This is a genomic window from Pontivivens ytuae (assembly GCF_015679265.1).
Taxonomy (GTDB): domain Bacteria; phylum Pseudomonadota; class Alphaproteobacteria; order Rhodobacterales; family Rhodobacteraceae; genus Pontivivens; species Pontivivens ytuae.
Map to the genome: position 1 here is coordinate 3,295,420 of NZ_CP064942.1, position 22,855 is coordinate 3,318,274.

Genomic DNA, 22,855 nt, shown 5'->3' on the forward strand with positions numbered 1-22,855 from the left:
CAATCGCCGCGTCCCCTGAGCTCGGGGGACGCCAAGTTCGACGCAACTCTGGGAGATCGCCATGCTCGCGCCCCGTTCGCGGGAGGACCGCACCGGGCTGCTCGTTCACTGTCTGCGCGACGCGCATATCTCGCTGGCGCGCGTCCGGGCGGTGGCGAAAGCGCTCACATCCGCACTCGCCCACTTCCCGCCGGACCCGGACGCACCGGAGGAGAAGGACGACGCCATGCAGCGCGCCGACGCCCCCGACCTTGAGGCCCTGATCGCCGATCAGGAGGCATTGAACTCCTATCTCGAGGCGCTCGGCGACCGGGCGCGCGGGCTCGCGCGGCGGCTGGACGAACTCGATACCCTGCGCACGGCGATTACCGTGCTGCACGAGGCGCTGGTGGGCGAGCGGATCACCTCGATCCGCGCCAGAACGGCCTATGCCAGGGCCATTTCGGAGGCGGGAGGTGAGGGACCGCTGGCCGTCCTTGCTCCAGCCTTCGGGCTGACCGGCGACCGCGCGACGGCAGCCCTCGAGACACGCCTGCGCGCCCTTCTCGACCCAGCCGACCCCGGTGGCGCACCTACGCCCGCCAAGCCTCGCCGCAGGTCGCGGCCGAAGGGCGTGTAGATGGACCCGGCGCTGCAGCAGCTCACCCGCGGCGGCGACCGGGCCGAGATCCTCGAGGCGGTCGCCCGCCTCGCTCCCGGCCGAACCCGCCTGCCACGCGGCGCGCGCGAGGTCACCCGGTTCGGGCAAATCCGCACGCTGAGGCTTGCGCGCCACGACATCCGACGGGTCTGGGCCGATCCAACCGTTGCCTCCCTCAAGGCGCCCCGGCTTCTGCAACTGGAACGTCCGCCCAACCCTGCGCTGGGCGAAGGGCTCGGCCTCCAGGTCTCTCGCCGCCCGCTGGGCCTGCGCGAAACCGGCCGAGGCGTGGTTGTGGGCATCATCGACTGGGGCTTCGACGTGGCCCATCCGGCGTTTCTCGATGCAGAGGGCCGGAGCCGGATCACCGCACTTTGGGACCAGCGTCGGCCGCCCCGTGGCACCTCCCGACCCGCGCCCTACGGCTACGGTCAGGTCTTCACCAAGCGCCAGATCGACCGATCGCTGGCAGAGCGCCATCCCTATGACGCGCTCGGCTACCATCCCGGCGATGCCGACACCGGGATCGGCACCCATGGCAGCCACGTCGCTGACATCGCAGCAGGATCCGCCCGCCCCGATGCGCAGAGCGGCGTCGCGCCGGAGGCGGAGCTCGTCTTCGTCCACCTTGCCTCCTCGCCCCTCTCCGGCCTCGCCAATCTGGGCGATAGCGTGCGCATCCTCGAGGCGGTCGACTTCATCGCGCGCACCGCGGCCGACAAGCCCCTCGTGATCAACATGTCCATCGGGCGCCACGGTGGCCCACATACCGGCCTGACCCTTGTGGAGCGCGCCCTCGATGCCTTCGTTGCCGGCCGCCGCAACACCCAGATCGTCCAGTCCGGCGGCAACTACTTCCGCGCGGGTGCCCACAGTGCAGGCCGCCTCGCGCCCGGTCGCCGCCGAACGCTCGACTGGATCGTGTCGCGCGGCGACCGCACCGGGAATGAGCTCGAACTCTGGTATTCCAACCGCGACCGGCTCGACATCGCCATCGCGTCCCCGGATGGAACGCCGATCCCCGTCGCGCTGGGTGAGGCGGTGACGTTCCATGAGCCCTCCGGCGAGGAGGTCGGCCGCGCCTATCACCGCGCCTTCGATCCCAACACGCCCGATCACCACTTCGACGTGTTCCTCTACACAAATGCGCCGTCTGGGCGCTGGAGGGTGCAGGTCGAGGGTACGGAGGTCGCCGACGGCCGCTTCCACGCCTGGATCGAGCGGGACCGGGGCGGGCGACGCGGCCAGTCCCGCTTCAGCGCCCGCGATATCGAGACGTCCTGCACGATCGGCTCGATCTGCAACGGCTTCCTGACCATTGCGGTCGGCGCCGCGGATCAGAGATCGCCCTTCACCGCGCCCGCGTCTTTCGCCTCGGCCGGCCCGACCCGCGACGGGCGCACGAAGCCCGATGTCCTCGCCCCGGGTGTGCGGATCGAAGCGGCGCGCTCAACCCCACCCGGCGAGGAGCGCCCCGTCCCTGGCCTCACCCGGATGTCCGGCGCGTCTCAGGCCGCACCGTTCGTTGCCGGGGTCTGTGCGCTCTGTCTTCAAGCGGGGCAGGGCAGGCTCGACGCGGCTCAGCTTCGCCGTGCGCTCATCGGCACCGCCACGCCCCTGCGTCCTCTTGCCCAGGCCGACATCCCCCGCCTCGGCGCCGGGATGATCGACGTCGAAGCCGCCGTCGACACCGCCCGCGCGCTCGCCCGTCACCCGCAACACCTTTGAGGAGATCCCGATATGCCCGCACATATCCAGCACGACCCGAACGAGCACCGCATCGGCCCCGGCGAGGCTTGGGGCGACCGCGACGGCTTTCGCAGTTTCATCGAAGCCCGCGGTGAACACGCCGAGCCGGAACTGCTCCCTGACAGGGATAGCACGGCGGACTGGGCCGCACTCGGCTACCAGATCGTCAAGGACATTGTCACCCCGTTCACGCGAGGCGGTGTCACCACCAATTTCACCGATAAGGTCTTTGGCGTTCGCAAGCCCAACAAGCCCAACCTCGACTACAAGTGGAGCCGGTCGAACTGGCGGTTCTTCTCGTACCGCACCACGACCCGCGTGGTCGAGATCGAGGCGGTCAACATCAAGCTTCGCGCCTATGTGCGTTACAACGGTCCCGAAGTGCTCGCGCAGTTCCGGTTCGATGCCGGGGGGCGCCGCTCGCGCCTCAACTCCGACACGCGTATCACCGTGTCCGAACCCTTGCCCTACAAGACTCACAGGGCGCCGGAGGCCTGGCGCAGGCTCGGGATCCGCGAGTTTCCGGTGATCGAGGTGCCCTTCGACATCTTCGTCGATGAGCCATGGCCGAGCTCCAACCATCACGAGACGTTCTCGCTGATCCTCTCCGGTTACAAGGGCTTTGGCGGGCCGGGCGTGAGGGCGAAGATCAACCGCCGCGTTGCAAGGACGTGAGGCGGCCATGCTCTATTTCCCGCCAGCCGCCTTCGCCGATGCCGCGCCCGAGGCCTGGGACGCGGGGCTCGCACCGCAGATCCGCAGCATCATCGGCCAAGGGCCGATCCTGTGGCCCGGAGTCGTGCAGGCCGCGATCCGCGCTGGCCTGCGCAGTCGCGAATTCCTGACCGATCTCGCCTTTTTCACCCATTTCCCCGACCGAAACGGCCGGCCCATTGCTGCGGGGGAGCCCGGCGCCACCGACCTCGTCGAGATGTGGAGGTTCTTCAACGCGCGCGTCGGCGAGATCCTCGCCGCGACATCCACCCCGAGCCTGCCGCGCGGGCCGCTCACCTCCTTCCAGAACATCCGCCGAGTCTGGGTGCACACCAATACCAACACCGTGGTCGGAACTTCGGCGCGCGCCCGTCGGCGCCGCGCGCAGCTCTGCGACCTGCGGCCGACCGACATCGTGATCGGCACCAATGACATCTCCTATGCCCACACCGCTTTCCGCACCAATGGAGCGTTCCGCGTCTACCGCACAGCCACACCCGGACCGAATTTCGACGCGGCGATCGCCGAGCTGAAGTCCTGCGGCGCCCGCATCCACTTCATGACCTGGATCACGCCGACCGAGCGCTGGGTCGACGAGATGGCGGCCACCATGTTCGCTCTATGCCGCCGCGCCGGTGCCCGCTCACTGCTGCTCGATGCCGAGGAACCGTGGACCAAGCGCAGCGCCTCGACCTATCCCGGATTCGTCGACACCGTGGTGAAACCCGCGCTGGCTGCGAAGCCCTGCTGCGTCGGCACCACGCATATCGTCGCGAAGTCCGTTCGACCGAAGGTCGGTCCGCTGATCCGCGCCACCGACTACGCCCTGCCGCAGGCCTACCCGACCGGGTCCTTCCCGGGCAAGATCCAGCGATGGGCCGTGGAGAACTACGGACTTCTGGGCAAGCCTATCGTGATGGGGCTCTCGGGCGGATCTTCGAAGAGCCGGACCGACATGTGGCATGCCCTCGCGGCCTCCGACCGCCTCGGCGTCGCCGAAGTCTACTACTGGTCGTTCGGGCTTCTGCGGACCAACCGCACCCGTCTGGACGTGGTCAAGCAGGCCGCGAACCTTGCCCGTGCCACACCCGGCCTCGTTCCCCGTCTCTGCAGCCGCGATCGGTAGGCGACGTGCACGCAGGAGGGCTCAGCACTGATCACCTCAGTGGCGGCCGTTGTTCACTGCCCCGCACTAAGGCTTTCGGGCGGCGTCCCGGTCTCGAGCCAGGCCTCGAGCGCACTAAGGGGATCGAGGTCCGCCTGCGTGACACCGGCAGGGCCCGCCTGAATGCCGCAATGGTCGAGACCCGGGATCATGTGCAGTGATACGGCTTCGCTGCGGGCGTCCTCGCCGATCGTGCTGCCTACTGCGTCGTACCAGTCGACGGTCTTTTGCGGTGTGACCAGCGGATCGGCCCATCCGTGCCAGACGATCATCCGCCCGCCCGCCTCGTGAAAGGCGGCGATGTCGGGATCATCGCCGTTATACGTCGCTGCCGCCGCCGCCATGCGCGCCGGGTCTGCCTCGACGTCGAAGGACCGCGGGTCGTAACCCACGCCGGGATCCTCCGGAAAGGCCATGTGCGCGAGGAAGTTGGCGGCGAAGAGCTCGACGAGCGGCGTCGCACCTTCCTCCGCCCCGGTCATCCAGAGGGGCCAGAATGCCTCGGACCCGACGGGCACACCACCCGGATAGAGCTGTTCTCCGGCCGCATTGCGCGGCCCCTCGCGCCAGATGTCGAGAGCCGCTATCTCGGCCTCGGTCAGGCAGGCCTCGTCAGAGCCCGCCTCGCAGGCCAATGCCGTCAGGTCGGGGGTGCAGGATGCGGGATCGCCTACAGCGTTGTCCTCGGTTCCATCAACTGCGTCGCACTGCGCGAGCACCGCCTCGCCGATCAGCGCGGCATCGTCCGCCCCGAGGTGGCGCGTGCCGTCCCCGGCGTCGTTCGCCTGCACCAGGTAGGCCATCTTGGTCCCGACGAGACCGGGATAATCCATCGCCGGCGCCCCGGCGATGATGCCGTCGAACATCGTCGGATCCTTGAGCGCCGCCCGCATCGCCATCCGCCCGCCGGTTGAGCAGCCCTGGAACAGCGAGGTGTCGGCCGCGTTGCCGTAGAAGGCGTCGATCAGGACACCCGCCACGCGGTTCGTCTCGCTGACCGACCGCCAGCCCCAGTCGCGCTCCGCTTGCGGATTCTCTTGCGCCCAACTGGCGTCGAGCACCGACAGCCCGTGATGACCGCTATCCGACGTCGCCGTGGCGTAGCCCCGCGCCAGGCCCGGACCCATGGCGTTGATGAAGCCGCCGCCCGCGTCGGCACGCCCCAGGATGCCGCAAAAGCCCCCGCACCCGGTCTGGTAGAGCTGACCGTTCCACGCGGGCTCGGCCTCGGGCATCGGCAGACGCACCTCGACGGAGATCGCCGGTCGGGCGTGCGCCCGAACCTCGCAATAGGCAGGCAGGGCGCCGTAGGGACCATCGGAGGATGCCGGAACAACCCTCGCGGAACTGACATGACCCCCGTCGAGGGCGAGATTCGTCAAAGCAGTGCAGGTCTCGTCACCGGTGCTGGCGTCCTGAGCCGCAGCGGCGTTTGCCATCGCCAGGGCGATCGCGCCGCCCAGCATCCATGCATGTGCTTGCTGTCTGGTCATCTCGGCTCTCCCGCTGGTTGTAGGCTCAGCTTTGCCCCGCGAAGACGTTCGCGCAAGCGGAGCGTGGATCAAAGATCGAGACCCGGAACAGCAGCCGCGCGGTGAACGAAACCGTGACCGCATTGAGCTGCGCATTTTTGACTGGGTCTCTAGCTTGATTCATGCAGTGTCGGCAGTACCACGTGATAGCTGGATTACTAAGAGCTCGAGCAAGTGCTTAAGCATTAACTAAAAGCCACCTTGTGAGCGGGGTCCTAGGACAGCGCGTCGAGCACGAGGCGCGCGGTAGGCTCAGACGAGGGCGGGTTTTGGCCCGTGATCAGGTGGCCGTCCTGGCAGGTGAACGGGGCCATGTCCTGCCCCCTTGGCATAATCGCCGCCGAGGTCGCGCAGCGTGTCCTCCACAAGATGCGGCACGACCTCGGTCAGGCCGACCATGTCCTCCTCACCGTTGGTGAAGCACGTCACGCGGCGGCCCTTCACGAGGGGCGCACCTTGCGAGGTTGCATTCTTGAAGGCGATCGGCGCATGGCAGACTGCCGCGACCGGCTTGTCAGACGACCAGAACGCCTCGATGAGGCGGATGGAGTCGGTGTCGTCCACCAGGTCCCACAGCGGGCCGTGTCCGCCCGGGTAGAAGACCGCATCGAAATCGGCGGCGTTCATATCGGACAGTCGCTTGGTCGAGGCGAGAGCCGCCTGCGCTTCGTCGTCACCCGCGAACCGCCGGGTCGCGTCGGTCTGCGCGTCATCGCTCTCGCTCTTCGGATCGATCGGCACCTGCCCACCCCTCGGCGAAGCGAGGGTCACCGTCGCGCCCGCATCGCGAAAGACGTAGTAGGGCGCGGCGAACTCCTCGATCCAGAGGCCGGTTTTCTCCCCCGTGCCGCCGAGGCGGTTGTGCGAGGTCATCACCATCAGGATACGCTTGTCCATCGTCACTCTCCCGCCGTCAGGTCGGTCCGGCCGAGTTGCCGGAACCAGGTCGCGTTGTCCCAAAACGCCGTCATCTCGGTGATCAGGCCCTCCTCATCGATGCCGACGACGAAGAGGTGGCGGACGTCATAGGACCGGCCTTGGTTCTCGATCCCGAAGGCGTCTTTCGCCTGTGTTCCGGAGATGTCGACATCCACGTAGGCGAAGCGGCCGTCCGCCGTCTCCCGGATGGATCGGACGTCGTTGGAGAGGTCCGGGAACGCGTCGATGAGACCGCGCCAGCCCGCGACCCCGACCTCCTCCAGCGATCCCGGCGGGCCGAAGGGCACGTAGTGAACGGATGCGCCCTCGGCGAAAAGCTCGACCATCCCGTCCACGTCCTGCGCATCGTAGCGCTCGAAGAATCTGCCGGCGGCGTTCTCCGCGGGGCCGGCGAGAGCGGCGGTCGAGAACACTACGGCCGCAGTCAAGCTCGCCGTGAGGGTTCTGATAAGCCTCATGATTTTCTCCATATGACTTTCGGGATCAATCAAGGCACGACATCGGGCCGCTGGCCGGAAAGGCAAATCCCATCTATCTTTATTCTCGATTTCCGAGAGAGTTGGAGGGCCCATGCCCAGCATGATCCTGTCGCTCTGGCAGCAACACGCGGCGCTGCATTACAGCTTTGCGGCCTACGCGGCGCGGCGGATGAAGATCGGCCTCGCCGAGGTCGCGTGCCTCGAGCAGCTTCAGGTGAACGGACCACTCACGCCCGGTGAGATCGGCGCGCGCCTCCACATGCCGTCCGGCTCGATCACGGCCCTGATCGACCGTCTGGAGCACAAGGGGATGATCGAACGGACGCCGAGCAGGAACGACAGGCGCAGCTATTCCGTGTCGCTTGCGGCGGGGGCGTGGAAGGCTGCCGAGCTGGACCTGATCCCGATGGCCGGAGCGATCGACGCAATCGCGAACGAACTGAGTCCGGCGGAGCGGCAAGCGGTCGAACGGTTCCTGGAGAGCCTCAACGCCGAACTGGCGGCGCATTGTGGGGAGAAGTAACCGCCGCGGTTTGTGAGCCGCTGGATATGCTGCGCAGCCCCCGGCGTAACGAGGCTTGCTGCCTCGGCGCGTCGGTCACTCCTTCCGCGCCGTGCCCATGTAGATGATCGTCTTGAGCGGCAGGCGGCCGAAGGTTGGATCGCCGCGCCGAGTCAGCCCGCGAGGGCCGAGGCCGGTGCTCTCACCGGGCGTCAGCCCCGCCTTCTCAAGCCCGTCGCGGAGCTCATCGGGCGTGATGAACATCGCCGGATCGTGGGTCCCCTTCGGCAGCAGGCGCAGGACGTCCTCGGCCATGGTGATTACCGCGAGGCGGGACAGCGGGTTGCGGTTGATCGTGTCGTAGAGAAACAGGGCACCAGGCTTCAGCGTACGCGCCACCTCGTGCAGCACCTGCTGGAGGTCCGCAACATGCTCGAGAACATCGACGCAGGCGATCGCGTCGAAGATCGCATCGGCATAGGGCAGCGCCTCGCCGGTGCCGACGTCGTAGGTGATGTCGCGCCCGGTCTCGGCCGCATGGGCGCGCGCCGCCGCGATCGCCTCCTTCGCCGGGTCGATGCCGGTCACCTTCGCCCCACGGTCGTGTAGCGCCTCGGCCAGGAACCCTCCGGCACAGCCGAGGTCGAGCACCGCCTTGCCCTGCCAGTCGATGAAGCGATCGAAGTAGGACAGCCGCCCGGGCACCATGTTCTTCAACGTCCGGACCCAGCGGATGTCGTCGGACCACCACTTCTCCGCCACGTCGTCGTAGATCGTCAGGTCATTGCGCTGGGGTTTCGCCATCTTGCGGGGCCTTTCGTGGGAAGGGGAGCCAGTAGGGAACGCGCTGCCGGTAGGCGCGGAACCGGTCGCCGTAGATCTTCTCGAAGCGCGCCTCCTTGTGGCGCGGCGCGAGAGCGCAATAGGCGGTCCAGAGCACAGCGAGCGCGAGCTGATCGGGCGTATAGGTCGGCATCGTCCAGAGCGTGAGCGCGAAGCCCAAATAGATCGGCTGCCGGGTGACGCGATAGAGGCCGTGGGTCGGCAGGTCAGGGAACTGCGGATCGCGCCCCCGGGCCATGGCGAGCCAGCCGAGCATTCCGGACTGGAGCTGAACGCCGCTCTGCAGGATGGCGAGCATCAGGTAGCCCCACGCTACGGCGTAGGCGGCGCACATCGTCCAGAAGAGAGCGCCCTCGGCCTGCCACAGGATCACGCCCGAGGGTGTCCAGAACGCGAAGAGCAGAGCGAGTTGAAGCGAGGCGATCAGGGCGTAGTTCGTCGTGGCCAGCCGCTCATCCGGGCCGATGAGCGCGAGGATCTTCCTGCCCCGCGGCGTGAGCAGCAACGAGTGCGCGAGCGGGAACTGGGTCAGCAGCGCGAGGTTCGCACCGATCGCCCACGGCCACGGCACCGCGCCCCAGCTCTGCAACAGGCCAAAGAACAGGTGGTAGATCATGAGGCCCACGCCGATGGCGAAAGCACCGTGGCAGGCGGCGCCCCAAGCGAGGGCGATGGTGATACGTCGTGACGAAGTCATGGAGACGGACATAGGACCGAGAGATCAACAGCCATGGGGCGCGATGTCCCAGAGCAATCAGTTGCTTCGTCTGCATGAACGGCCCTTCAGGTTGCTTCTCTTGTCAGCGAAAGGCTTTTGGAAGATCGCGAAGACATGTCTGCTCCACATCAAGGTCAAAGCACACGTCACTGGCCTTCGCGACACGCTCGTCTCGTTCTGCTGTAACAAGAGGCAACCAGCCTGCGGATCAACGGCTGTAGATGAGGTGCTCACCAGCTCCGCAAGGCGACCGCTGAAAGCTCAGTGTCCGAAAACGCGCCCGATCTGAGGAGCCGCACTGCTCGCTGGAATCGGAGCCGATGGCCAAGCCTCTAGTGGTAGCGAGCGCGAGAACTAGGAAAGCACCCTGTTTGTCACTTGAGCTTGTCCAAATTGAGCGAAACACGCCTGTCGAGCCAGTTCACCTCCCAACCCTCAACCAAAGCGCGGTTGCGTCGTCGCTGACCTTGAAGCGGGGGTAGCGCAGGCAGTCGGCATCCTCTCGTTCGATGGTTCGGATGTCGTGCAGGAGCGCGCCCAGCCCCTCCGATCGGACCGCGGCCGCGAGTTCGTGGGCCGTGTACCGTCCGTAATCCGTGACGAGGCTCGCGAAGCCATCGCTCATAAGGAGCAGTTCGTCGCCGGCAGCGATCGGATGATGCGCGAAGCGTGTGGCCGCAGACGATGCCTTCGCGTCAGAACTGAGGGCGACGTGGCCGTTCCGGGCGCGGTGGGCGCGGCGGTCGTCGAGGACGGCTTGGGGGAGTTCAGCCGCAGCGCCGATGCCGGGGCCGAGCGCGCGTGCATCCGCGGCTTCGGCGCTAGTGTCCGGCTCACCGGTGCACCACCGGACGTCTTGGCCGGAGATGTGTAGAATCGGGCTGTCCGCGGCCCATGCCACCGACAAGCCGTGGCTTGTGAGCTGCGCCACTCCGAAGGCCGCCTTGGGGACTTCCCAAGGGGCGGCGACCTCCCGCGTCTTCTGTCGCTCGAACCGATCCTCGATGTGGGTGAAGACGGCGTGACAAGTCGCCTCGACGTCGTCGGCCTGCGTGGCGGCGAAGGCATTGCTGGCCGTGGAGGCCAACCAGGACGCGCCGCCCTGCTGCCCCAGCAAGCCCGGCGGGCCCATGTCGGTGGCGCCATCGATGACCCAGGCAAGCCGTGCCGTCGCGCCGCAGCGATCGTCGTTCGGCTTTTGCGCGCACCCGTTCACGCTGATCGTCTGGAGTGTCTCGAAATGCATAGCGCGCCCAATCCAAGGTCAGCCAATTCGTCGGCGCGACCGTGAAGGACGGAACAGATCCCGGCAAATAGACAATTGTTTCAACACTGTCATGCGGCGCGGGTGACATGCCGAGCGACTCAGATGCTACTCTTGGGCTGCCCCGGCCCTCTGCACTTCGGCGGCCGAGCGCACCATGCGGCACGGCAGGTCGAGCGCTTCGATCATCTCGGCCGCCTCGTCGAGCTCTTCCGCGCGCCGGGCGCCGTGGGCGCGGACCCGGCCGATGTGGTAGGCAGAGAGAGCTGGCCAGTCGGGGCCCGGGAAGGTCTCGGAGAGGGAGGCGAGCACCTCGTCCTCGACGCCGAGGCGCGCGGCGGCCACGTGTGCTTCGACGAAGAGCGCCTCGATGCTCTTCACATAGACCGAGCGCATCAGCTTGATGGCCGAGGCGCGGCCGAGATACGCGCCGACTGCGCGGGTGTTCAGTCCGGCCTCTCGCAGGCGCGCGGCAAGCGCCTCCGCATCCGCGCCGCAGAGCAGCAGCGGCACGTCCCCGCCGCGCCCGCGGATCAGGCCCATCGCCGCACCCTCCACGAAGCTGGCGCCCGTGGGGGTCACGATGTCGGCCACCGCGCGCTTGGTGTCCGGTGCGCAGGAGTTCAGGTCGAGATAGATCTGCCCCTGTCGCAGCGCGGGTGCTGCCCCGCGGGCCGCGGCACAGGCGGACGCGGCGGTCACGGTGGAGATCACGAGCTCCGCCTTCGTCACTGCGTCCCCCGGCGTTCCGTGGATCGTCGCTCCCGTCGCCTCGGCCTTCGCCCGGAGTGCCCCATCCTCCCCCAGCCGCGGGTCGTAGGCGGAGACGGTGGCGCCATGGGCGATCAGCACCTCGGCAAAGGCCGGACCGGCCTCGGAAAAGCCGAGGAACGCGACCTTCACGGATGCGCCCTTTTCTGCTCGTAGGCGTGCCGGACGAGTGCGGCGTAGCGGTAGAGGCCGTGGACGAACTTGCCGTAGGGCATGGTGATGAAGAAGGCGAAGACCGTGCCCAGATGCACCGCCAGCAGCACGCCCATCGCCGGCGTCTCCCGCAGCCAGTAGAGCGCGAGCCCGGTGGCCCCGAGCGCCAGCAGCGTCCAGGTGAAGGCCGCGCCCATGCCGGTCTGCTTCGCCGGGCGCAGCCGACCGTCGCGCGCGCGGTCGTACCAGATCAGCCCCGCCGCCCCGATGACGAGCCCCAGCCCGCCCGGCACGCCGAAGAGCTTCGGCGGCGTCCACCAAGCGTAGGGCGCAGGCCAGTCGAGGACGTAGTGCATGATCGTGCCGGACGAGGTCGAGGCGAAGCAAAGCAGGAAGCCGTAGAAGGTCAGGTGATGGAAGCGCCGCCGCCACGTGTCGGGGCGCTCGGACTGCGTCATGCAGCCCATCCCGCCACCGTCGAGATAGCGCAGCGTCGCCGCGTCCCGCGTCGCCTGCCGCAGGGCGGCGAAGGTCAGCCCCGGCGTCGGGCCGGTCAGCCGCCAGAAGCGCACCAGCGACAGCGCGATCGCCACCAGCGGAAACAGGAAGGCGGGGGCGAAGACGGCGACCATCGCGTTGTGCGGCATCACCGCGTAGAAATTCCCGCTCGCCGTCAGCGCTCCGGGATCGGACCAGAGCGCGAAGCCCAGGATGAAGAGCGCGACCGACAGCCCCGCCGCCAGTGCGATCCAGACGCCGTTGCGCTCGAAGACAGGCGCCATGAAGCCCGGCCAGGCGTAGCGGGCATAGCTTTCCTCCCGCAGCTCGGCGAGGGCCTGCGGCACGTTCACCGCAAACTCGTGCGGCGGCGCGTACTGGCAGTCGTAGTAGCAGGCGCCGCAGTTGTGGCAGAGATTGGCGAGGTAGTCGGTATCCGGCCCCTCGAAGACCCGGCGCAGCTCCATCGCCGGGAAGACGGCGCACAGCCCCTCGCAATAGCGGCAGGCATTGCAGATCGACATCTGGCGCGCGACCTCGTCCTGCGCGGCGGAGGCGAGGGAGGGAAGGTCAATTCGAGACATAGGCGGCTGCCCTTTCTCCGGCGATGCGGCCGAACACGGATCCGATGGTCATGCCGATCCCGGCGAGGTAGCCCTGACCCAGCACGTTGCCGGCCATGATCTCCCCGGCGGCGAAGAGGTTGGGGCTGACGCTGCCATCCTCCATGACCATGCGGGCATCGGCGTTCACGCGGACGCCCATATAGGTGAAGGTGATGCCCGGACGCAGGCTGTAGGCGTAGAAGGGCGGCGTATCGATCGGGCGCGCCCAGTGCGATTTCGGCGGGTCGAGCCCTTCGGTCCGGCAGTCGTCATGGGCGGCATGGTCGAACATGCCCGGCACGCAGGCCGCGTTGAAGGCGTCGACCGTGGCGCGCGTCGCCGCGGGGTCGAGGCCGATCTTCCCGGCCAGCTCCTCGATCGTGTCCGCACGCTCGGGCGGGAAGACCGACGGCATGAAGAGGTTGATGGACTTCGCGTCGATCAGCACATGACCGACCTGCTCGGGCTGGGCGGCGACCAGGCGGCCCCAGATGGCGTAGCGCTTCGGCCAGAAATCCTCGCCTTCGTCGTAGAAGCGCTGGGCCTCGGCGTTGAGCACGATACCGAAGGGGACGCAGTCGAGCCGGGTGACGATCCCGCCGTCGAATTTCGGTGCGCGCCCGTCGATGGCGACGGCGTGGCACTGGTCGGGCTCACCCACCTGCTGCACGCCCGCGTCGAGCAGTTGGCGCAGCACGCCGCCGGTATTGTAGGGGGTGCCGCGGATCAGGAAGTTCTCTGCCGCGTCGCCCCACGCCTCCTTCAGCCAGTCGATATTGGCCTCGAAGCCGCCGGCCGCCGCGACGAAGGCGCGGGCGGTGACCTCCTCGCGCTCCGGCCCGCCGTTCTGCCAGTCGCGCTCCAGCGTCGCGCCCTTGAAGAAGCCGTCCTCGATGTCGAGGGCCGCGACGCGGGTGTCGTAGCGGACCTCCACGCCCGCATCCTCCGCCGTCCGGTAGAGCGCGTTCAGCATCGAGCGGCCGCCGCCGAGGAAGAAGGCATTGGTCCGCCCCAGGCTCAGCGTCCCGCCGAGCGAGGGCTGGAAGCGCACGCCCTGGTCTTCGAGGAAATCCCAGAGTTCCTTCGACTTCTCCAGCGTCAGGGTGGCGAGCTCCTCGTCCGTGCGGCCCTTGGTGACGCGCATCAGGTCGTCCATGAACTCGTCGACCGGGTAGGGGCCGGTCAGGATGCCGTTGCCCTCGTCATGGGCGATGCGGCAGTTGCGGGTGTGGCGGGTGTTGCCGCCGCGCCAGGCCCGCGGCGCGGCCTCCGCCACCAGCACCCGCGCGCCGTCCTTCGCCGCCGCGATGGCCGCGCAGAGGGCCGCGTTGCCGCCGCCGGCGATCAGCACGTCCCAGCTCATGAGGCAAACCCCGTAAATGTCACCAGCCGCTCCTCCGACATCTCCCGCACGGCGCGGGCGGGACCCTCATGCCCGAACCCCGACGCCTTCACCCCGCCATAAGGCATCAGATCGACGCGGCTGGACGAGGTCTCGCCCACATGGACGCCGCCCACATGGAGCTGATCGGCCGCGCGAAATGCGGCGCCAAGATCGCGGGTGAAGAGCCCGGTGGCAAGGCCGTAGGGCGTCGCGTTAACCCGCGCGATGGCCTCGTCGAGGCTGTCGACCCCAATCAGGCAAACGACAGGGCCGAAGATCTCGCGCGTTGCCGCGGCGCTCAGCGGATCGGGGTCCGCGATCACCGTCGGTTCGATGACGGAGCGGTCGCGCTCGCCGCCGGTGAGCAGCGTCTGCCCCTCCAGCAGCGCCGCGATGCGGTCGGCGGCCTCGGGCGAGATCACCGGGCCGACATCCGTCTCCTCCCGCGCGGGATCGCCCGCGACGAGCGTCTCGACATGGCTCAGATAGGCATCTCCGAACTCGGGCAGGGCGCGTTTCTCCACCAAGAGAAGCTGGATCGAGGTGCAAACCTGCCCGGCCTTGCGGAAGGAGGCACCGGCGCATTTCGCCGCCGCCTCCCCGATATCGGCATCGGCGAGCACGATGGTCCCCGCGATGCTGCCAAGCTCCATCTGCGTACGCCGCAGCCCGGCCCGCGCCTGGATCGCGCGTCCCGCCTGCGTGGAGCCGGTGAAGGCGTAGAAGCCGGGCCGCGGATCGTCGAGGAGCAGGCCCGCGACGTCGGCCCCGCCATGCAGCACCGCGAGCACGCCATCGGGCGCACCCGCCTCGGCAAAGCACTCCGCCAGCAGGTTCGCCGTCAGCGGCGTGCGGTCCGACGGTTTCAGGATGACCGCGTTGCCCGCCGCCACCGCCGGGCCGATCTTGTGGCAGACGGTGTTGAGTGGCGCGTTGAAGGGCGTGATGGCGACGACGATGCCCACCGGTTTGCGCAGGGTGAAGCCGATCCTTCCGGCGCCGCCGGGCGCCCCGTCGAAGGGGACCATCTCCCCGGTCAGGCGGCCGGCTTCCTCCGCGCTCAGCTTCAGGGTTTCGAGCGCGCGGGCGATCTCACCCGCGGCGTCGCGCATCGGAAAGCCCGCCTCGACGACCATCGCGTCACGGAAGGCGTCGCGTCGTTCGGCGACCCGGTCGCGGACACGGTGCAGCAGCGCCGCCCGCTCGGCCCCGGAGGCGGGCTGGTAGGCGGCGGCAAGGTCGAGAGCGCGGGATATGGTCGCCGCGTCGGCGGCGCTCACCCGGGCGGCGGGCGTGAGGTGGAACTTGTCGAGCACCTCGAAGCCCTGTCCGCCGTCCACGAAGGTGCCGCCGACGAAACAGCCAGTGGGAATGGCGTCGACGCCGCTCATCAGAACTGGGCCACGTATTGCGCCGGATCGATGCGCGCCCCGATGACCAGCGGGCGGTCCGTCGTGCGGGTCGACAGCGCGTCGCCGAGCGCGGTCTCGTCCTCGACCTCCACCCCATCGCAGCCCATCGCCCCGGCCAGACCGCCGACATCGATCGGATCGATCCGCGTGCCGGTGGAGGCGTATTGCCGCGCCATCTGCTTGAGCTCGATCCGGTTGAGCGAGTTGTCGAGGAAGACCACGACCTTCAGCCCCAGCTTCATCGAGGCGGCGAGCGCGAGCTCCGACTGCACCATGGCGAGGCCGCCGTCGCCGGTGAAGCACACCACCTCCGTGCCCCGGTTCAGCATCTTGGCCGTGATCGCGGCAGGCAGGGAGAAGCCCATGGAGGAGAGGCCGTTCGTCATCAGGAGCCGCCGCGGCCCGCCCGGCCGCCACCCCTGGCCGACGAGCAGCTTGTGGGAGCCCACATCCGTGGTCACGATCGCGTCCCCCGCGACGGCGCCGCGCGCGATGCGGATCACGTCCGACGGGTTCAGTACGCCCGCGACCCGCCCGTCGTCGAAGGCCGCACCCAGCGCCTCGCGATGGGCGGCCACATCGGCGAGGGGCCAGCCCGGCGCGTCGGCCACCGTATCGGCAAGGGCTGCGAGCGTCAGCGGCAGGTCGCCCACCAGTTCCAGCCCCGCGGCGTAGATCTGGTCGGTGTTGGGCACCTCGTCGATATGGATGACGGGCGGCGAGACCGACCACGGCTTGATGAGCTCCACCGCGTCGAAACCGGCGCACAGGATCAGATCGGCGCTGTCGAGGAAGTCCCACATGATCTGGTTGCAGGCCATGTCGAGCGTCCCTGCAAAGAGCGGATGCTCCTCGCTCACCGTGCCCTTGGCCATCGGTGCCGCGACGATCGCCGCACCGATCCGCTCGGCGAGGGCGACGAGCTCGGCCCCCGCATCGCGCTGCATCGCCGAGATGCCGAACAGGATGACGGGACGGCGTGCGGCGCGGATCTGCTGCACCGCCTCCGCCGTGTCGGCCGGACCGCCGACCGCGCGCACGGGCGGCACGCTCATCGCGTCGTTCACGACCTCCGCCCCGACCACGTCGGCCGGGGTGGTGAGGTGAACGGCACCCGGCCGCGGTGCGATGGCGGTGCGGTGCGCCTTGCGCATCACGTCGCCCACATTGTTCGCGCCAACCGTGGCCACGTATTTCGAGACCGGGGAGAACAGCGCGTCCTGGTTGACCACCTGGTGGGTGAAGGTGGGCATCCGCTTGGTGTCGATCTGGCCGGAGATCGCGATCATCGGCGTCCGGTCCAGCGTGGCGTTCGCCACCGCATTGACCAGGTTGGTGGAGCCCGGCCCAAGCGTCGACAGCGCGACGCCTGGCCGCCCGGTGAGCATTCCGTAAGCCTCCGCCATCAGGCCCGCAGTGCCCTCGCGACGGGCGAGAACGAAGGACATCTCCTCGCGGCGGCATCCCTCCAGAAACTCCACGGAGGGATCGCCGGGATAGCCGAAGATGGTGTCGATGCCCGAGCTGCGCAGGTAGCGCGCCATGTAGTCCGATACGTTCATCGCCGATCTCCAAAATCTTCCGTTGCAAAGCTGCATACAATTGTATTTAGTTTAATACAACTGGTGAATGGAAGCACCGGGCAGCCGCGCCGATCGCGACGAAGCGACCGGCCACAACGGGAGAAAGACGACATGATGAACCGCAGAGCAGCGATGCTTCTGATGGCCGCCGGCCTTTCGGCAGCCGTTCCGGCCTCGGCTCAGGTGAGCTTCGAAGGCGAGACGATTGAGTTCTGGGTGCCCTTCCGCGAAGGCGGCGGCACCGATGTCTGGGCCCGCACGCTCGCCCCCCTGATCCGGGAGAACCTGCCCGGCGAGCCCGTGGTGAACGTGGTGAACAACAATCAGGGCGGGGGCATCGGCGGCTCCAACGAGTTCGCCCGGCGGATGGAGGCCGACGGCTCCATGATCTTCGGCACCTCGGGTTCGATCCAGATCCCGTTCCTGCTGCGCGACCCGCGGGTGCGCTACGACTATGCCGACTGGACGCCGGTCTTCGCCTCGCCCTCGGGCGGTGTCGTCTACGTGCCCGCCGATGCGGGGATCGCCGACGCCTCCGAGATCATGGAGATCGCGGGCACCGGCGCCCGCTACGGCAGCCAGGGGGTCGCCACGCTCGACCTCGTGCCGCTCCTGGCCTTCCAATTGCTCGAGCTGGAGGTGGAGCCGGTCTTCGGGATGCAGTCCCGCTCCAACGCGCTGCAGTCGATCCAGCGGGGTGAGCTGCAGATCGACTACCAGACGACACCCTCCTACCTGAACGGCGTGCAGCCGTTGGTGGAGGAAGGCGATATGGTGCCGCTCTTCACCTGGGGTGCGCTGGACGCGGACGGCAACATCGTTCGCGACCCGACCTTCCCGGACATGCCGACCTTCCCCGAGGTCTATGAAATGGTGAAGGGTGAGGCGCCGTCCGGTCCCGCATGGGACGCTTGGCGCGCCTTCCATGCCGCGGGTTTCGGCGCACAGAAGTTCATCATGCTGCCCGCCGAGACCGACCCCGCGATCATCGAGGCCTACCGCGCCGCCTTCGAGGCCATCGTCGACGATCCCGAGGCGATGGAGACGCTGGTCGGCGGCATCGGCGTCTACGAGCAGATCGTGGGCGAGGACGCGCTCACCGTCGCGAAGGCCGCCGCCACCGAAGTGCCTGAAGAGGCCGAAGCGTGGGTGCTCAACTGGCTGAGCGAGGCTTACAACTTCAGCCAGTGATCCGGATCCGGGCCGCCTTGCGAGGCGGCCCGGCCTGCCGCGTGGGGATCCCGACATGATGCACGACCTGCTGTCTGCCTTCGCGCAGATCCTGTCCGGCACGACGCCGCTCTATCTGATCGCGGGGGTGCTGCTGGGCCTCATGGTGGGGATCCTGCCGGGCTTCGGCGGCTCCGTCGGCCTCGCGCTGCTGCTGCCCTTCATCTACGGGCTCGACCAGGTAAGCGGGCTGGCGCTCATGCTCGGGGTGATGAGCGTGGTCGCCACATCGGACACCTTTCCGGCGGTGCTGATTGGCATACCCGGCTCGGTCTCGAGCCAGGCGACGGTGGAGGACGGCTTCCCCCTCGCCAAGCGCGGAGAAGCCGCGCGGGCGCTCGCCGCGGGCTTCGTCGCCTCGCTCTTCGGCGGGCTCTTCGGCGCGGTGATCCTGACGCTGGTTTTGCAGATCGCGCGGCCCATCGTGCTCGCCTTCGGCACCGGGGAGATGCTGATGCTCTCCGTCTTCGGCCTCACCATGGTGGGCGTGCTGTCCGGCAGCTCGTTCCTCAAGGGCCTGATGACGGCGATGCTGGGCCTGTGCATCGGCATGATCGGCATCACGCCGGCAACGAATGAATACCGGATGGAGTTCGAGATCCTCTACTTCTCGAACGGCATCCCACTGATGGTGATCGCCATTTCCGTCTTCGCGATCCCCGAGATCATCGACTTGATGCGCCGCGACAGTGCCATTTCGGAGCGCGCGACCCTGCGGGGCGGCTGGCTCAACGGCGTGCGCGACGCGATCCGGCATCGCTGGCTGGTGTTGCGCTGCTCGGGCCTCGGCACTTTCCTCGGCATGCTGCCGGGCCTCGGCGGAACGGTGGTTGACTGGGTCGCCTATGCCCACGCCGTCCAGACCGCGAAGGACAAGACCGGCTTCGGCAAGGGCGACATCCGCGGTGTCCTCGCGCCCGAGAGCTCCAACAACGCCAAGGAGGGCGGCGCGCTGGTGCCGACGCTGATCTTCGGCATTCCGGGTTCTGCAGCGACCGCGATCCTGCTCGGCGGGATGATCCTGCTTGGCGTGCAGCCGGGCGTACAGATGGTCACGCGGGAGATCGAGCTCGTCTACACCATCATCTGGTCGCTGGCGCTCGCCAACATCCTGGGCGCGGTGCTCTGCGTGGTGCTGGCGCAGCCCATCTCCCGGCTCACGACGATCGACTTCAAGTACATCGCGCCGTTCCTGATCGCGATGGTGCTCTTCGCCGCCTTCCAGTCGACGCGGGCCTGGGGCGATCTGATCGTGGCGACGGGCATCGGCATCTTCGCCTACTTCCTGCGCCGCTACGGCTTCCCGCGGCCGGCGCTCATGATCGGCTTCGTGCTCGCCTACGGGCTGGAGACGAACTTCTACCAGACGACGCAGTTCTACGGCTGGTCGGTCTTCCAGCGGCCGCTCTTCCTCGCGCTCGTTGCGATCTGCCTGCTCTCGGCCTGGGCGGGCTACCTGCTGCTGAAGGCGCAGCGCTCGGCCGAGGGGCGCCCGCGTTACGGCAGCAGCGCGGGGCAGATCGCGATCACGCTGACGATGGTCGGTGCTGCCGTGTTCGTGCTCGTGACCACCTGGGGCCTGACGCCGGGTGGGCGCCTCTTTCCACAGGTAATCGCCCTGCCGATGCTGGGCCTGTCGCTGGTCACGCTGTTCCTCGTCTGGCGGAGCCCGCCCGGCAGCCCGATCTTCTGCGACCTCGACCGGCCCGACGGCGTGGCCAGGGTCCAGCGCTCCGCCTGGCCACAGGTTGCGTGGGTCGTGGGGCTGCTGGCGGGAACGTTGCTGATCGGGTTCTGGCTCGCCGTGGGGCTTTTCGCCGGGCTCTTCCTCCATCTGCGCAGCGGGGTCTCGCCGGTGCGGGCGCTGCTGGGCGGGGCCGCCGCGCTCGGTGTACTTGCGCTCCTCGCCTGGCTGCTGTCGCTCGACTTTCCACGCGGATTGCTGCAGGACATGTGGGACCTGCCTTTCCCACTGGACACCTGAGTTGAACGACAAGCCCCGCAAGCTCACAGCCAACGAAGCCTTCGAGAAGATCCGCGACAAGATCCTGACCGGTCGGATCAAGCCCGGCGACCGTCTGAACGAGGGGGAGCTCGCGTCGGAACTGGGGCTGTCGCGCACCCCGGTGCGCGAGGCGATCCGGCGGCTGGAAAGCGACGGCCTCGTCGTCCACGAGCCGCATCGCGGCGTGACCGTGAACCAGCTCGACAACCAGGCGGTGTCCGAACTCTACACGATCCGCGAGGTTCTGGAGGCGACCGCCGCGGCCCTCGCCGCACAGCACGCATCGGAGATGGAGATCGCGGCCCTGTCGGACCTTCTGGCAAGGCAAAAGCCCAACGATGCCAATCCGGCCGAGGCGTCGCGCCTGAACCGGATCTTTCACCGGGCGATCTGCGATGGCGCGCACAACCGCTATCTGAACCGGACCCTCGATGGCCTCGCGCAGTCCATGGCCCTCCTCGGTCGCACGACGCTGTCGGTGCCAGGCCGACAGGCCGAGGCGATCGAGGAGCACACCGCCATTCTGGACGCGATCGCCCGGCGGGACGCGGCCGCGGCCGAGGCGGCCGCGCGCAAGCACATCCGCTCAGCCCACAAGGCCCGGCTCACCATCCTCTATTATGACGCGGGCTAGGGCGCGGTCTGTCTCATTGCGGATATTAGTTGCAACGCGGTGTAGTCACTGCCATCGTTCAACGGTTCAGCTCTGTCATCAAGCGGGTTTCGGTGATGCCCGGCCGTATTTCCGCGCAGTGAACTCTTGTACCTTTCTTCGCGAAAAGCGCGCCCTGTACCGGCAGACAAAATTGCGACGTTTTATCCAAGTCTTTCACGTTCAGTCGTGTACTCGAACTTGGCTGCCCATTTGACGAGTGAGCAAGGTTGTCCCCGGTCGTAGCCCCGGCTTGCCGCGGCATTCCCGAGCGCCTAGCTTGGGTTTGCTGCGCTGCCGAAGGAGCCCGCCATGCCTGATCGCCGCACGCTGCTTCTGACCGGCGCCTCCCGCGGGATCGGGCATGCGACCGTCAAGCGCTTCTCTTCCGCCGGGTGGCGGGTCATCACCTGTTCGCGCCATCCGTTTCCGGAGAACTGCCCGTGGGAGGCGGGGCCGGAGGATCATATCCAGGTCGATCTCTCCGATCCTCACGACACGATGGAGGCGGTGGAAGAGATCAGGCGGCGGCTGCTGGCCGGCCGGCTGGAGGCGCTGGTGAACAATGCCGGGATCTCGCCGAAAGGGGAGGGCGGCGCGCGGCTTTCCACCCTCGACACGGACCTGCGGGACTGGGGAAAGGTGTTTCACGTCAACTTCTTCGCGCCCGTGGTCCTCGCCCGGGGCCTGCAGAAGGAGCTGACGGCGGCGCAGGGGGCGATCGTCAACGTCACCTCCATCGCGGGTGCGCGCGTGCACCCCTTTGCCGGCGCCGCCTATGCCACGTCGAAGGCGGCACTAGCGGCGCTGACGCGGGAGATGGCGCATGACTATGGGCCCCTCGGCGTGCGGGTGAACGCCATCGCCCCCGGCGAGATCGAGACCGATATCCTCAGCCCCGGCACGGAGAAGCTGGTGGAGACGCTACCCCTGCGCCGCCTCGGCAAGCCCGAGGAGGTGGCCAAGACGATCTACTACCTCTGCACCGAGGGTTCCGCCTATGTCACCGGGACCGAGATCGAGGTGAACGGCGGCCAGCACGTCTGAGCCTCAGGGCCCGACGATAACCCGCAAAGCCGCGCCCTCGGGATCGGTCAGCGTGAAACTCTCGCGCAGCCGCCCGCGGTCGAAGCCGACGGGCTGACGCTCGGCCGGAACGACGGTGCCGTTCGGGAAGGTCGCCTCCGCCGTGGGGGACGACGCCATGTCGTAGCGCAGGGTCACGACCCGCTCCGCGCCGACCTCGATCACCACGCCGCGGTCGCCGTTCTCCTCCACGATCTCACGGGCGAAATAGGTGATCGGGTCAAGGCGCCCGCCGCGGAACAGGCGGGCGGGAAGGTCGATGGCGTATTCGAACGCCGCGAGCTCCGCGCGCAGGATGGCGCCGTGGGCGAGCAGGCGGCAGCCGCAATCCTCCTCCAACCCCAGATTGCCCAGCTCCGCATGGCAGAGGTCGAGCGCCGTGGCGATGGTGTCGCGCCCGCCCGGATCGGGTTCGGCGCTGCGGATGGAGATCTGGACCGGGCACTGCGCCACCGGCTCGCCGCGCACCAGCGCCTTCTCCCCGTTCGCGAGCAGGTAGGCCTGACCGTCGGGCGCGCGGAAGAAGTAGGCGAGCTGGTCGAGGCGCACCTCCTCGGTCCGGCGGCGGCTTGCGATCTCCTCGATGCTGCGCCGGGTGGCGGCGTCGGCGACGTCATCCACGTCGTCGATGGAGCGCGAAACGAGCTGCGTCTGCCCCGCCGTCAGCAGGAATTCGCGCTGGACACCGTCTGCGTCCGGCAAGAGCACGGGCAGCGGCGCGGCGCATGCTCCCATCAAAACAAGGGCCGGCAGCCAGAAGCGCGCCGTTCGAAAAGATCTGTGCTGTGGCACCCGTGTCGCGCTCCCCTACTGGCCGTAGTGGCCTGCTTGACACAAGCGAAAGGCGATATCTATCCTTTCGACGCTTCGGTCAGGGGACGACACGCCATGGTCGGATCGGGGCAGGGATGCGCGTCGGACGTGGGTTTGC

The 22,855-nt window shown here is 68.1% G+C and carries 20 protein-coding genes and 1 pseudogene; 9 read left to right on the top strand and 12 right to left on the bottom strand.

Features of this window, described 5'->3' with window-relative positions; translation table 11 throughout:
• Window positions 1-61 precede the first annotated feature (61 nt).
• The 4 genes from I0K15_RS16335 to I0K15_RS16350 are packed head-to-tail and all read left to right on the top strand — an operon-like array spanning window position 62 to window position 4,229.
• Window positions 62-619: a hypothetical protein gene (locus tag I0K15_RS16335; RefSeq protein ID WP_196102550.1), complete on the top strand. Its 558-nt coding sequence runs from the start codon at window positions 62-64 to the stop codon at window positions 617-619.
• The gene (locus I0K15_RS16340) at window positions 620-2,368 is read left to right on the top strand and encodes a S8 family peptidase (RefSeq protein ID WP_196102551.1); all 1,749 of its coding nucleotides are present in this window, start codon (window positions 620-622) and stop codon (window positions 2,366-2,368) included.
• Between the two features lie 12 nt (window positions 2,369-2,380).
• Window positions 2,381-3,064 (top strand): hypothetical protein, encoded by a 684-nt coding sequence (locus I0K15_RS16345; RefSeq protein ID WP_196102552.1) that lies wholly within the window; start codon window positions 2,381-2,383, stop codon window positions 3,062-3,064.
• 7 nt (window positions 3,065-3,071) lie between these two features.
• Window positions 3,072-4,229: a hypothetical protein gene (locus I0K15_RS16350; protein ID WP_196102553.1), complete on the top strand. Its 1,158-nt coding sequence runs from the start codon at window positions 3,072-3,074 to the stop codon at window positions 4,227-4,229.
• A 53-nt stretch (window positions 4,230-4,282) separates the two neighbouring features.
• Here the strand turns inward: I0K15_RS16350 and I0K15_RS16355 are convergent, their stop codons facing one another.
• The 3 genes and pseudogenes from I0K15_RS16355 to I0K15_RS16365 form a co-directional block, all read right to left on the bottom strand.
• Window positions 4,283-5,761, bottom strand: a complete 1,479-nt coding sequence (locus I0K15_RS16355) for a tannase/feruloyl esterase family alpha/beta hydrolase (RefSeq protein WP_230374158.1) — start codon at window positions 5,759-5,761, stop codon at window positions 4,283-4,285.
• A gap of 254 nt (window positions 5,762-6,015) precedes the next feature.
• Window positions 6,016-6,697: pseudogene (locus tag I0K15_RS16360) on the bottom strand (type 1 glutamine amidotransferase domain-containing protein).
• A 2-nt stretch (window positions 6,698-6,699) separates the two neighbouring features.
• Window positions 6,700-7,197, bottom strand: a complete 498-nt coding sequence (locus I0K15_RS16365; protein WP_196102554.1) for a nuclear transport factor 2 family protein — start codon at window positions 7,195-7,197, stop codon at window positions 6,700-6,702.
• A gap of 112 nt (window positions 7,198-7,309) precedes the next feature.
• Here I0K15_RS16365 and I0K15_RS16370 point away from each other — a divergent pair, with 112 nt between their 5' ends.
• The gene (locus I0K15_RS16370) at window positions 7,310-7,741 is read left to right on the top strand and encodes a MarR family winged helix-turn-helix transcriptional regulator (RefSeq protein ID WP_196102555.1); all 432 of its coding nucleotides are present in this window, start codon (window positions 7,310-7,312) and stop codon (window positions 7,739-7,741) included.
• 75 nt (window positions 7,742-7,816) lie between these two features.
• Here I0K15_RS16370 and ubiG read toward each other — a convergent pair whose 3' ends face one another.
• From ubiG to I0K15_RS16410, 8 genes are all read right to left on the bottom strand, one after another.
• Window positions 7,817-8,524, bottom strand: coding sequence for a bifunctional 2-polyprenyl-6-hydroxyphenol methylase/3-demethylubiquinol 3-O-methyltransferase UbiG (gene ubiG / locus I0K15_RS16375; RefSeq protein ID WP_196102556.1), 708 nt, complete (start codon window positions 8,522-8,524; stop codon window positions 7,817-7,819).
• Entirely contained in the window at window positions 8,502-9,260 is a 759-nt protein-coding gene (locus I0K15_RS16380) for a methyltransferase family protein (RefSeq protein ID WP_230374159.1), read from the bottom strand. The genes ubiG and I0K15_RS16380 overlap by 23 nt, the downstream gene beginning before the upstream one ends.
• A 442-nt stretch (window positions 9,261-9,702) precedes the next feature.
• Entirely contained in the window at window positions 9,703-10,527 is an 825-nt protein-coding gene (locus I0K15_RS16385; RefSeq protein WP_196102558.1) for a protein phosphatase 2C domain-containing protein, read from the bottom strand.
• A 126-nt stretch (window positions 10,528-10,653) separates the two neighbouring features.
• Window positions 10,654-11,448, bottom strand: a complete 795-nt coding sequence (locus tag I0K15_RS16390) for an NAD(P)-dependent oxidoreductase (RefSeq protein WP_196102559.1) — start codon at window positions 11,446-11,448, stop codon at window positions 10,654-10,656.
• Entirely contained in the window at window positions 11,445-12,551 is a 1,107-nt protein-coding gene (tcuB, locus tag I0K15_RS16395; protein WP_196102560.1) for a tricarballylate utilization 4Fe-4S protein TcuB, read from the bottom strand. The genes I0K15_RS16390 and tcuB overlap by 4 nt, the downstream gene beginning before the upstream one ends.
• Window positions 12,538-13,935, bottom strand: a complete 1,398-nt coding sequence (gene tcuA, locus I0K15_RS16400) for an FAD-dependent tricarballylate dehydrogenase TcuA (RefSeq protein WP_196102561.1) — start codon at window positions 13,933-13,935, stop codon at window positions 12,538-12,540. The genes tcuB and tcuA overlap by 14 nt, the downstream gene beginning before the upstream one ends.
• The gene (locus tag I0K15_RS16405; RefSeq protein ID WP_196102562.1) at window positions 13,932-15,347 is read right to left on the bottom strand and encodes an aldehyde dehydrogenase family protein; all 1,416 of its coding nucleotides are present in this window, start codon (window positions 15,345-15,347) and stop codon (window positions 13,932-13,934) included. Before I0K15_RS16405 ends, tcuA begins: the two co-directional genes overlap by 4 nt.
• The gene (locus I0K15_RS16410; RefSeq protein ID WP_196102563.1) at window positions 15,347-16,930 is read right to left on the bottom strand and encodes a thiamine pyrophosphate-binding protein; all 1,584 of its coding nucleotides are present in this window, start codon (window positions 16,928-16,930) and stop codon (window positions 15,347-15,349) included. The genes I0K15_RS16405 and I0K15_RS16410 overlap by 1 nt, the downstream gene beginning before the upstream one ends.
• Before the next feature lie 132 nt (window positions 16,931-17,062).
• Between I0K15_RS16410 and I0K15_RS16415 the strand changes: the two genes are divergently transcribed.
• The 4 genes from I0K15_RS16415 (at window position 17,063) to I0K15_RS16430 (ending at window position 21,885) form a co-directional block, all read left to right on the top strand.
• On the top strand, window positions 17,063-18,142 hold the full coding sequence (locus tag I0K15_RS16415; protein WP_196102564.1) for a type 2 periplasmic-binding domain-containing protein: 1,080 nt from the start codon (window positions 17,063-17,065) through the stop codon (window positions 18,140-18,142).
• A 55-nt stretch (window positions 18,143-18,197) separates the two neighbouring features.
• Window positions 18,198-20,165 (top strand): tripartite tricarboxylate transporter permease, encoded by a 1,968-nt coding sequence (locus I0K15_RS16420; protein ID WP_196102565.1) that lies wholly within the window; start codon window positions 18,198-18,200, stop codon window positions 20,163-20,165.
• A gap of 1 nt (window position 20,166) precedes the next feature.
• The gene (locus tag I0K15_RS16425) at window positions 20,167-20,820 is read left to right on the top strand and encodes a GntR family transcriptional regulator (RefSeq protein ID WP_196102566.1); all 654 of its coding nucleotides are present in this window, start codon (window positions 20,167-20,169) and stop codon (window positions 20,818-20,820) included.
• A 330-nt stretch (window positions 20,821-21,150) separates the two neighbouring features.
• On the top strand, window positions 21,151-21,885 hold the full coding sequence (locus I0K15_RS16430) for an SDR family NAD(P)-dependent oxidoreductase (RefSeq protein WP_196102567.1): 735 nt from the start codon (window positions 21,151-21,153) through the stop codon (window positions 21,883-21,885).
• Window positions 21,886-21,888: 3 nt separating this feature from the next.
• Here I0K15_RS16430 and I0K15_RS16435 read toward each other — a convergent pair whose 3' ends face one another.
• Window positions 21,889-22,626, bottom strand: a complete 738-nt coding sequence (locus tag I0K15_RS16435; RefSeq protein WP_196102568.1) for a hypothetical protein — start codon at window positions 22,624-22,626, stop codon at window positions 21,889-21,891.
• Window positions 22,627-22,855: the final 229 nt, after the last annotated feature.

What these genes read in the sequence shown, in the direction of transcription:
- I0K15_RS16380 (WP_230374159.1), bottom strand. Translation starts at nt 9,260, where the DNA reads ATGACTTCGTCACGACGTATCACCATCGCCCTCGCTTGGGGCGCCGCC.
- I0K15_RS16430 (WP_196102567.1), top strand. Translation starts at nt 21,151, where the DNA reads ATGCCTGATCGCCGCACGCTGCTTCTGACCGGCGCCTCCCGCGGGATC.
- I0K15_RS16350 (WP_196102553.1), top strand. Translation starts at nt 3,072, where the DNA reads ATGCTCTATTTCCCGCCAGCCGCCTTCGCCGATGCCGCGCCCGAGGCC.
- I0K15_RS16340 (WP_196102551.1), top strand. Translation starts at nt 620, where the DNA reads ATGGACCCGGCGCTGCAGCAGCTCACCCGCGGCGGCGACCGGGCCGAG.
- I0K15_RS16345 (WP_196102552.1), top strand. Translation starts at nt 2,381, where the DNA reads ATGCCCGCACATATCCAGCACGACCCGAACGAGCACCGCATCGGCCCC.
- ubiG (WP_196102556.1), bottom strand. Translation starts at nt 8,524, where the DNA reads ATGGCGAAACCCCAGCGCAATGACCTGACGATCTACGACGACGTGGCG.
- I0K15_RS16405 (WP_196102562.1), bottom strand. Translation starts at nt 15,347, where the DNA reads ATGAGCGGCGTCGACGCCATTCCCACTGGCTGTTTCGTCGGCGGCACC.
- I0K15_RS16415 (WP_196102564.1), top strand. Translation starts at nt 17,063, where the DNA reads ATGATGAACCGCAGAGCAGCGATGCTTCTGATGGCCGCCGGCCTTTCG.
- I0K15_RS16365 (WP_196102554.1), bottom strand. Translation starts at nt 7,197, where the DNA reads ATGAGGCTTATCAGAACCCTCACGGCGAGCTTGACTGCGGCCGTAGTG.
- I0K15_RS16420 (WP_196102565.1), top strand. Translation starts at nt 18,198, where the DNA reads ATGATGCACGACCTGCTGTCTGCCTTCGCGCAGATCCTGTCCGGCACG.
- tcuA (WP_196102561.1), bottom strand. Translation starts at nt 13,935, where the DNA reads ATGAGCTGGGACGTGCTGATCGCCGGCGGCGGCAACGCGGCCCTCTGC.
- I0K15_RS16370 (WP_196102555.1), top strand. Translation starts at nt 7,310, where the DNA reads ATGCCCAGCATGATCCTGTCGCTCTGGCAGCAACACGCGGCGCTGCAT.
- I0K15_RS16410 (WP_196102563.1), bottom strand. Translation starts at nt 16,930, where the DNA reads ATGAACGTATCGGACTACATGGCGCGCTACCTGCGCAGCTCGGGCATC.
- I0K15_RS16355 (WP_230374158.1), bottom strand. Translation starts at nt 5,761, where the DNA reads ATGACCAGACAGCAAGCACATGCATGGATGCTGGGCGGCGCGATCGCC.
- I0K15_RS16335 (WP_196102550.1), top strand. Translation starts at nt 62, where the DNA reads ATGCTCGCGCCCCGTTCGCGGGAGGACCGCACCGGGCTGCTCGTTCAC.
- tcuB (WP_196102560.1), bottom strand. Translation starts at nt 12,551, where the DNA reads ATGTCTCGAATTGACCTTCCCTCCCTCGCCTCCGCCGCGCAGGACGAG.
- I0K15_RS16385 (WP_196102558.1), bottom strand. Translation starts at nt 10,527, where the DNA reads ATGCATTTCGAGACACTCCAGACGATCAGCGTGAACGGGTGCGCGCAA.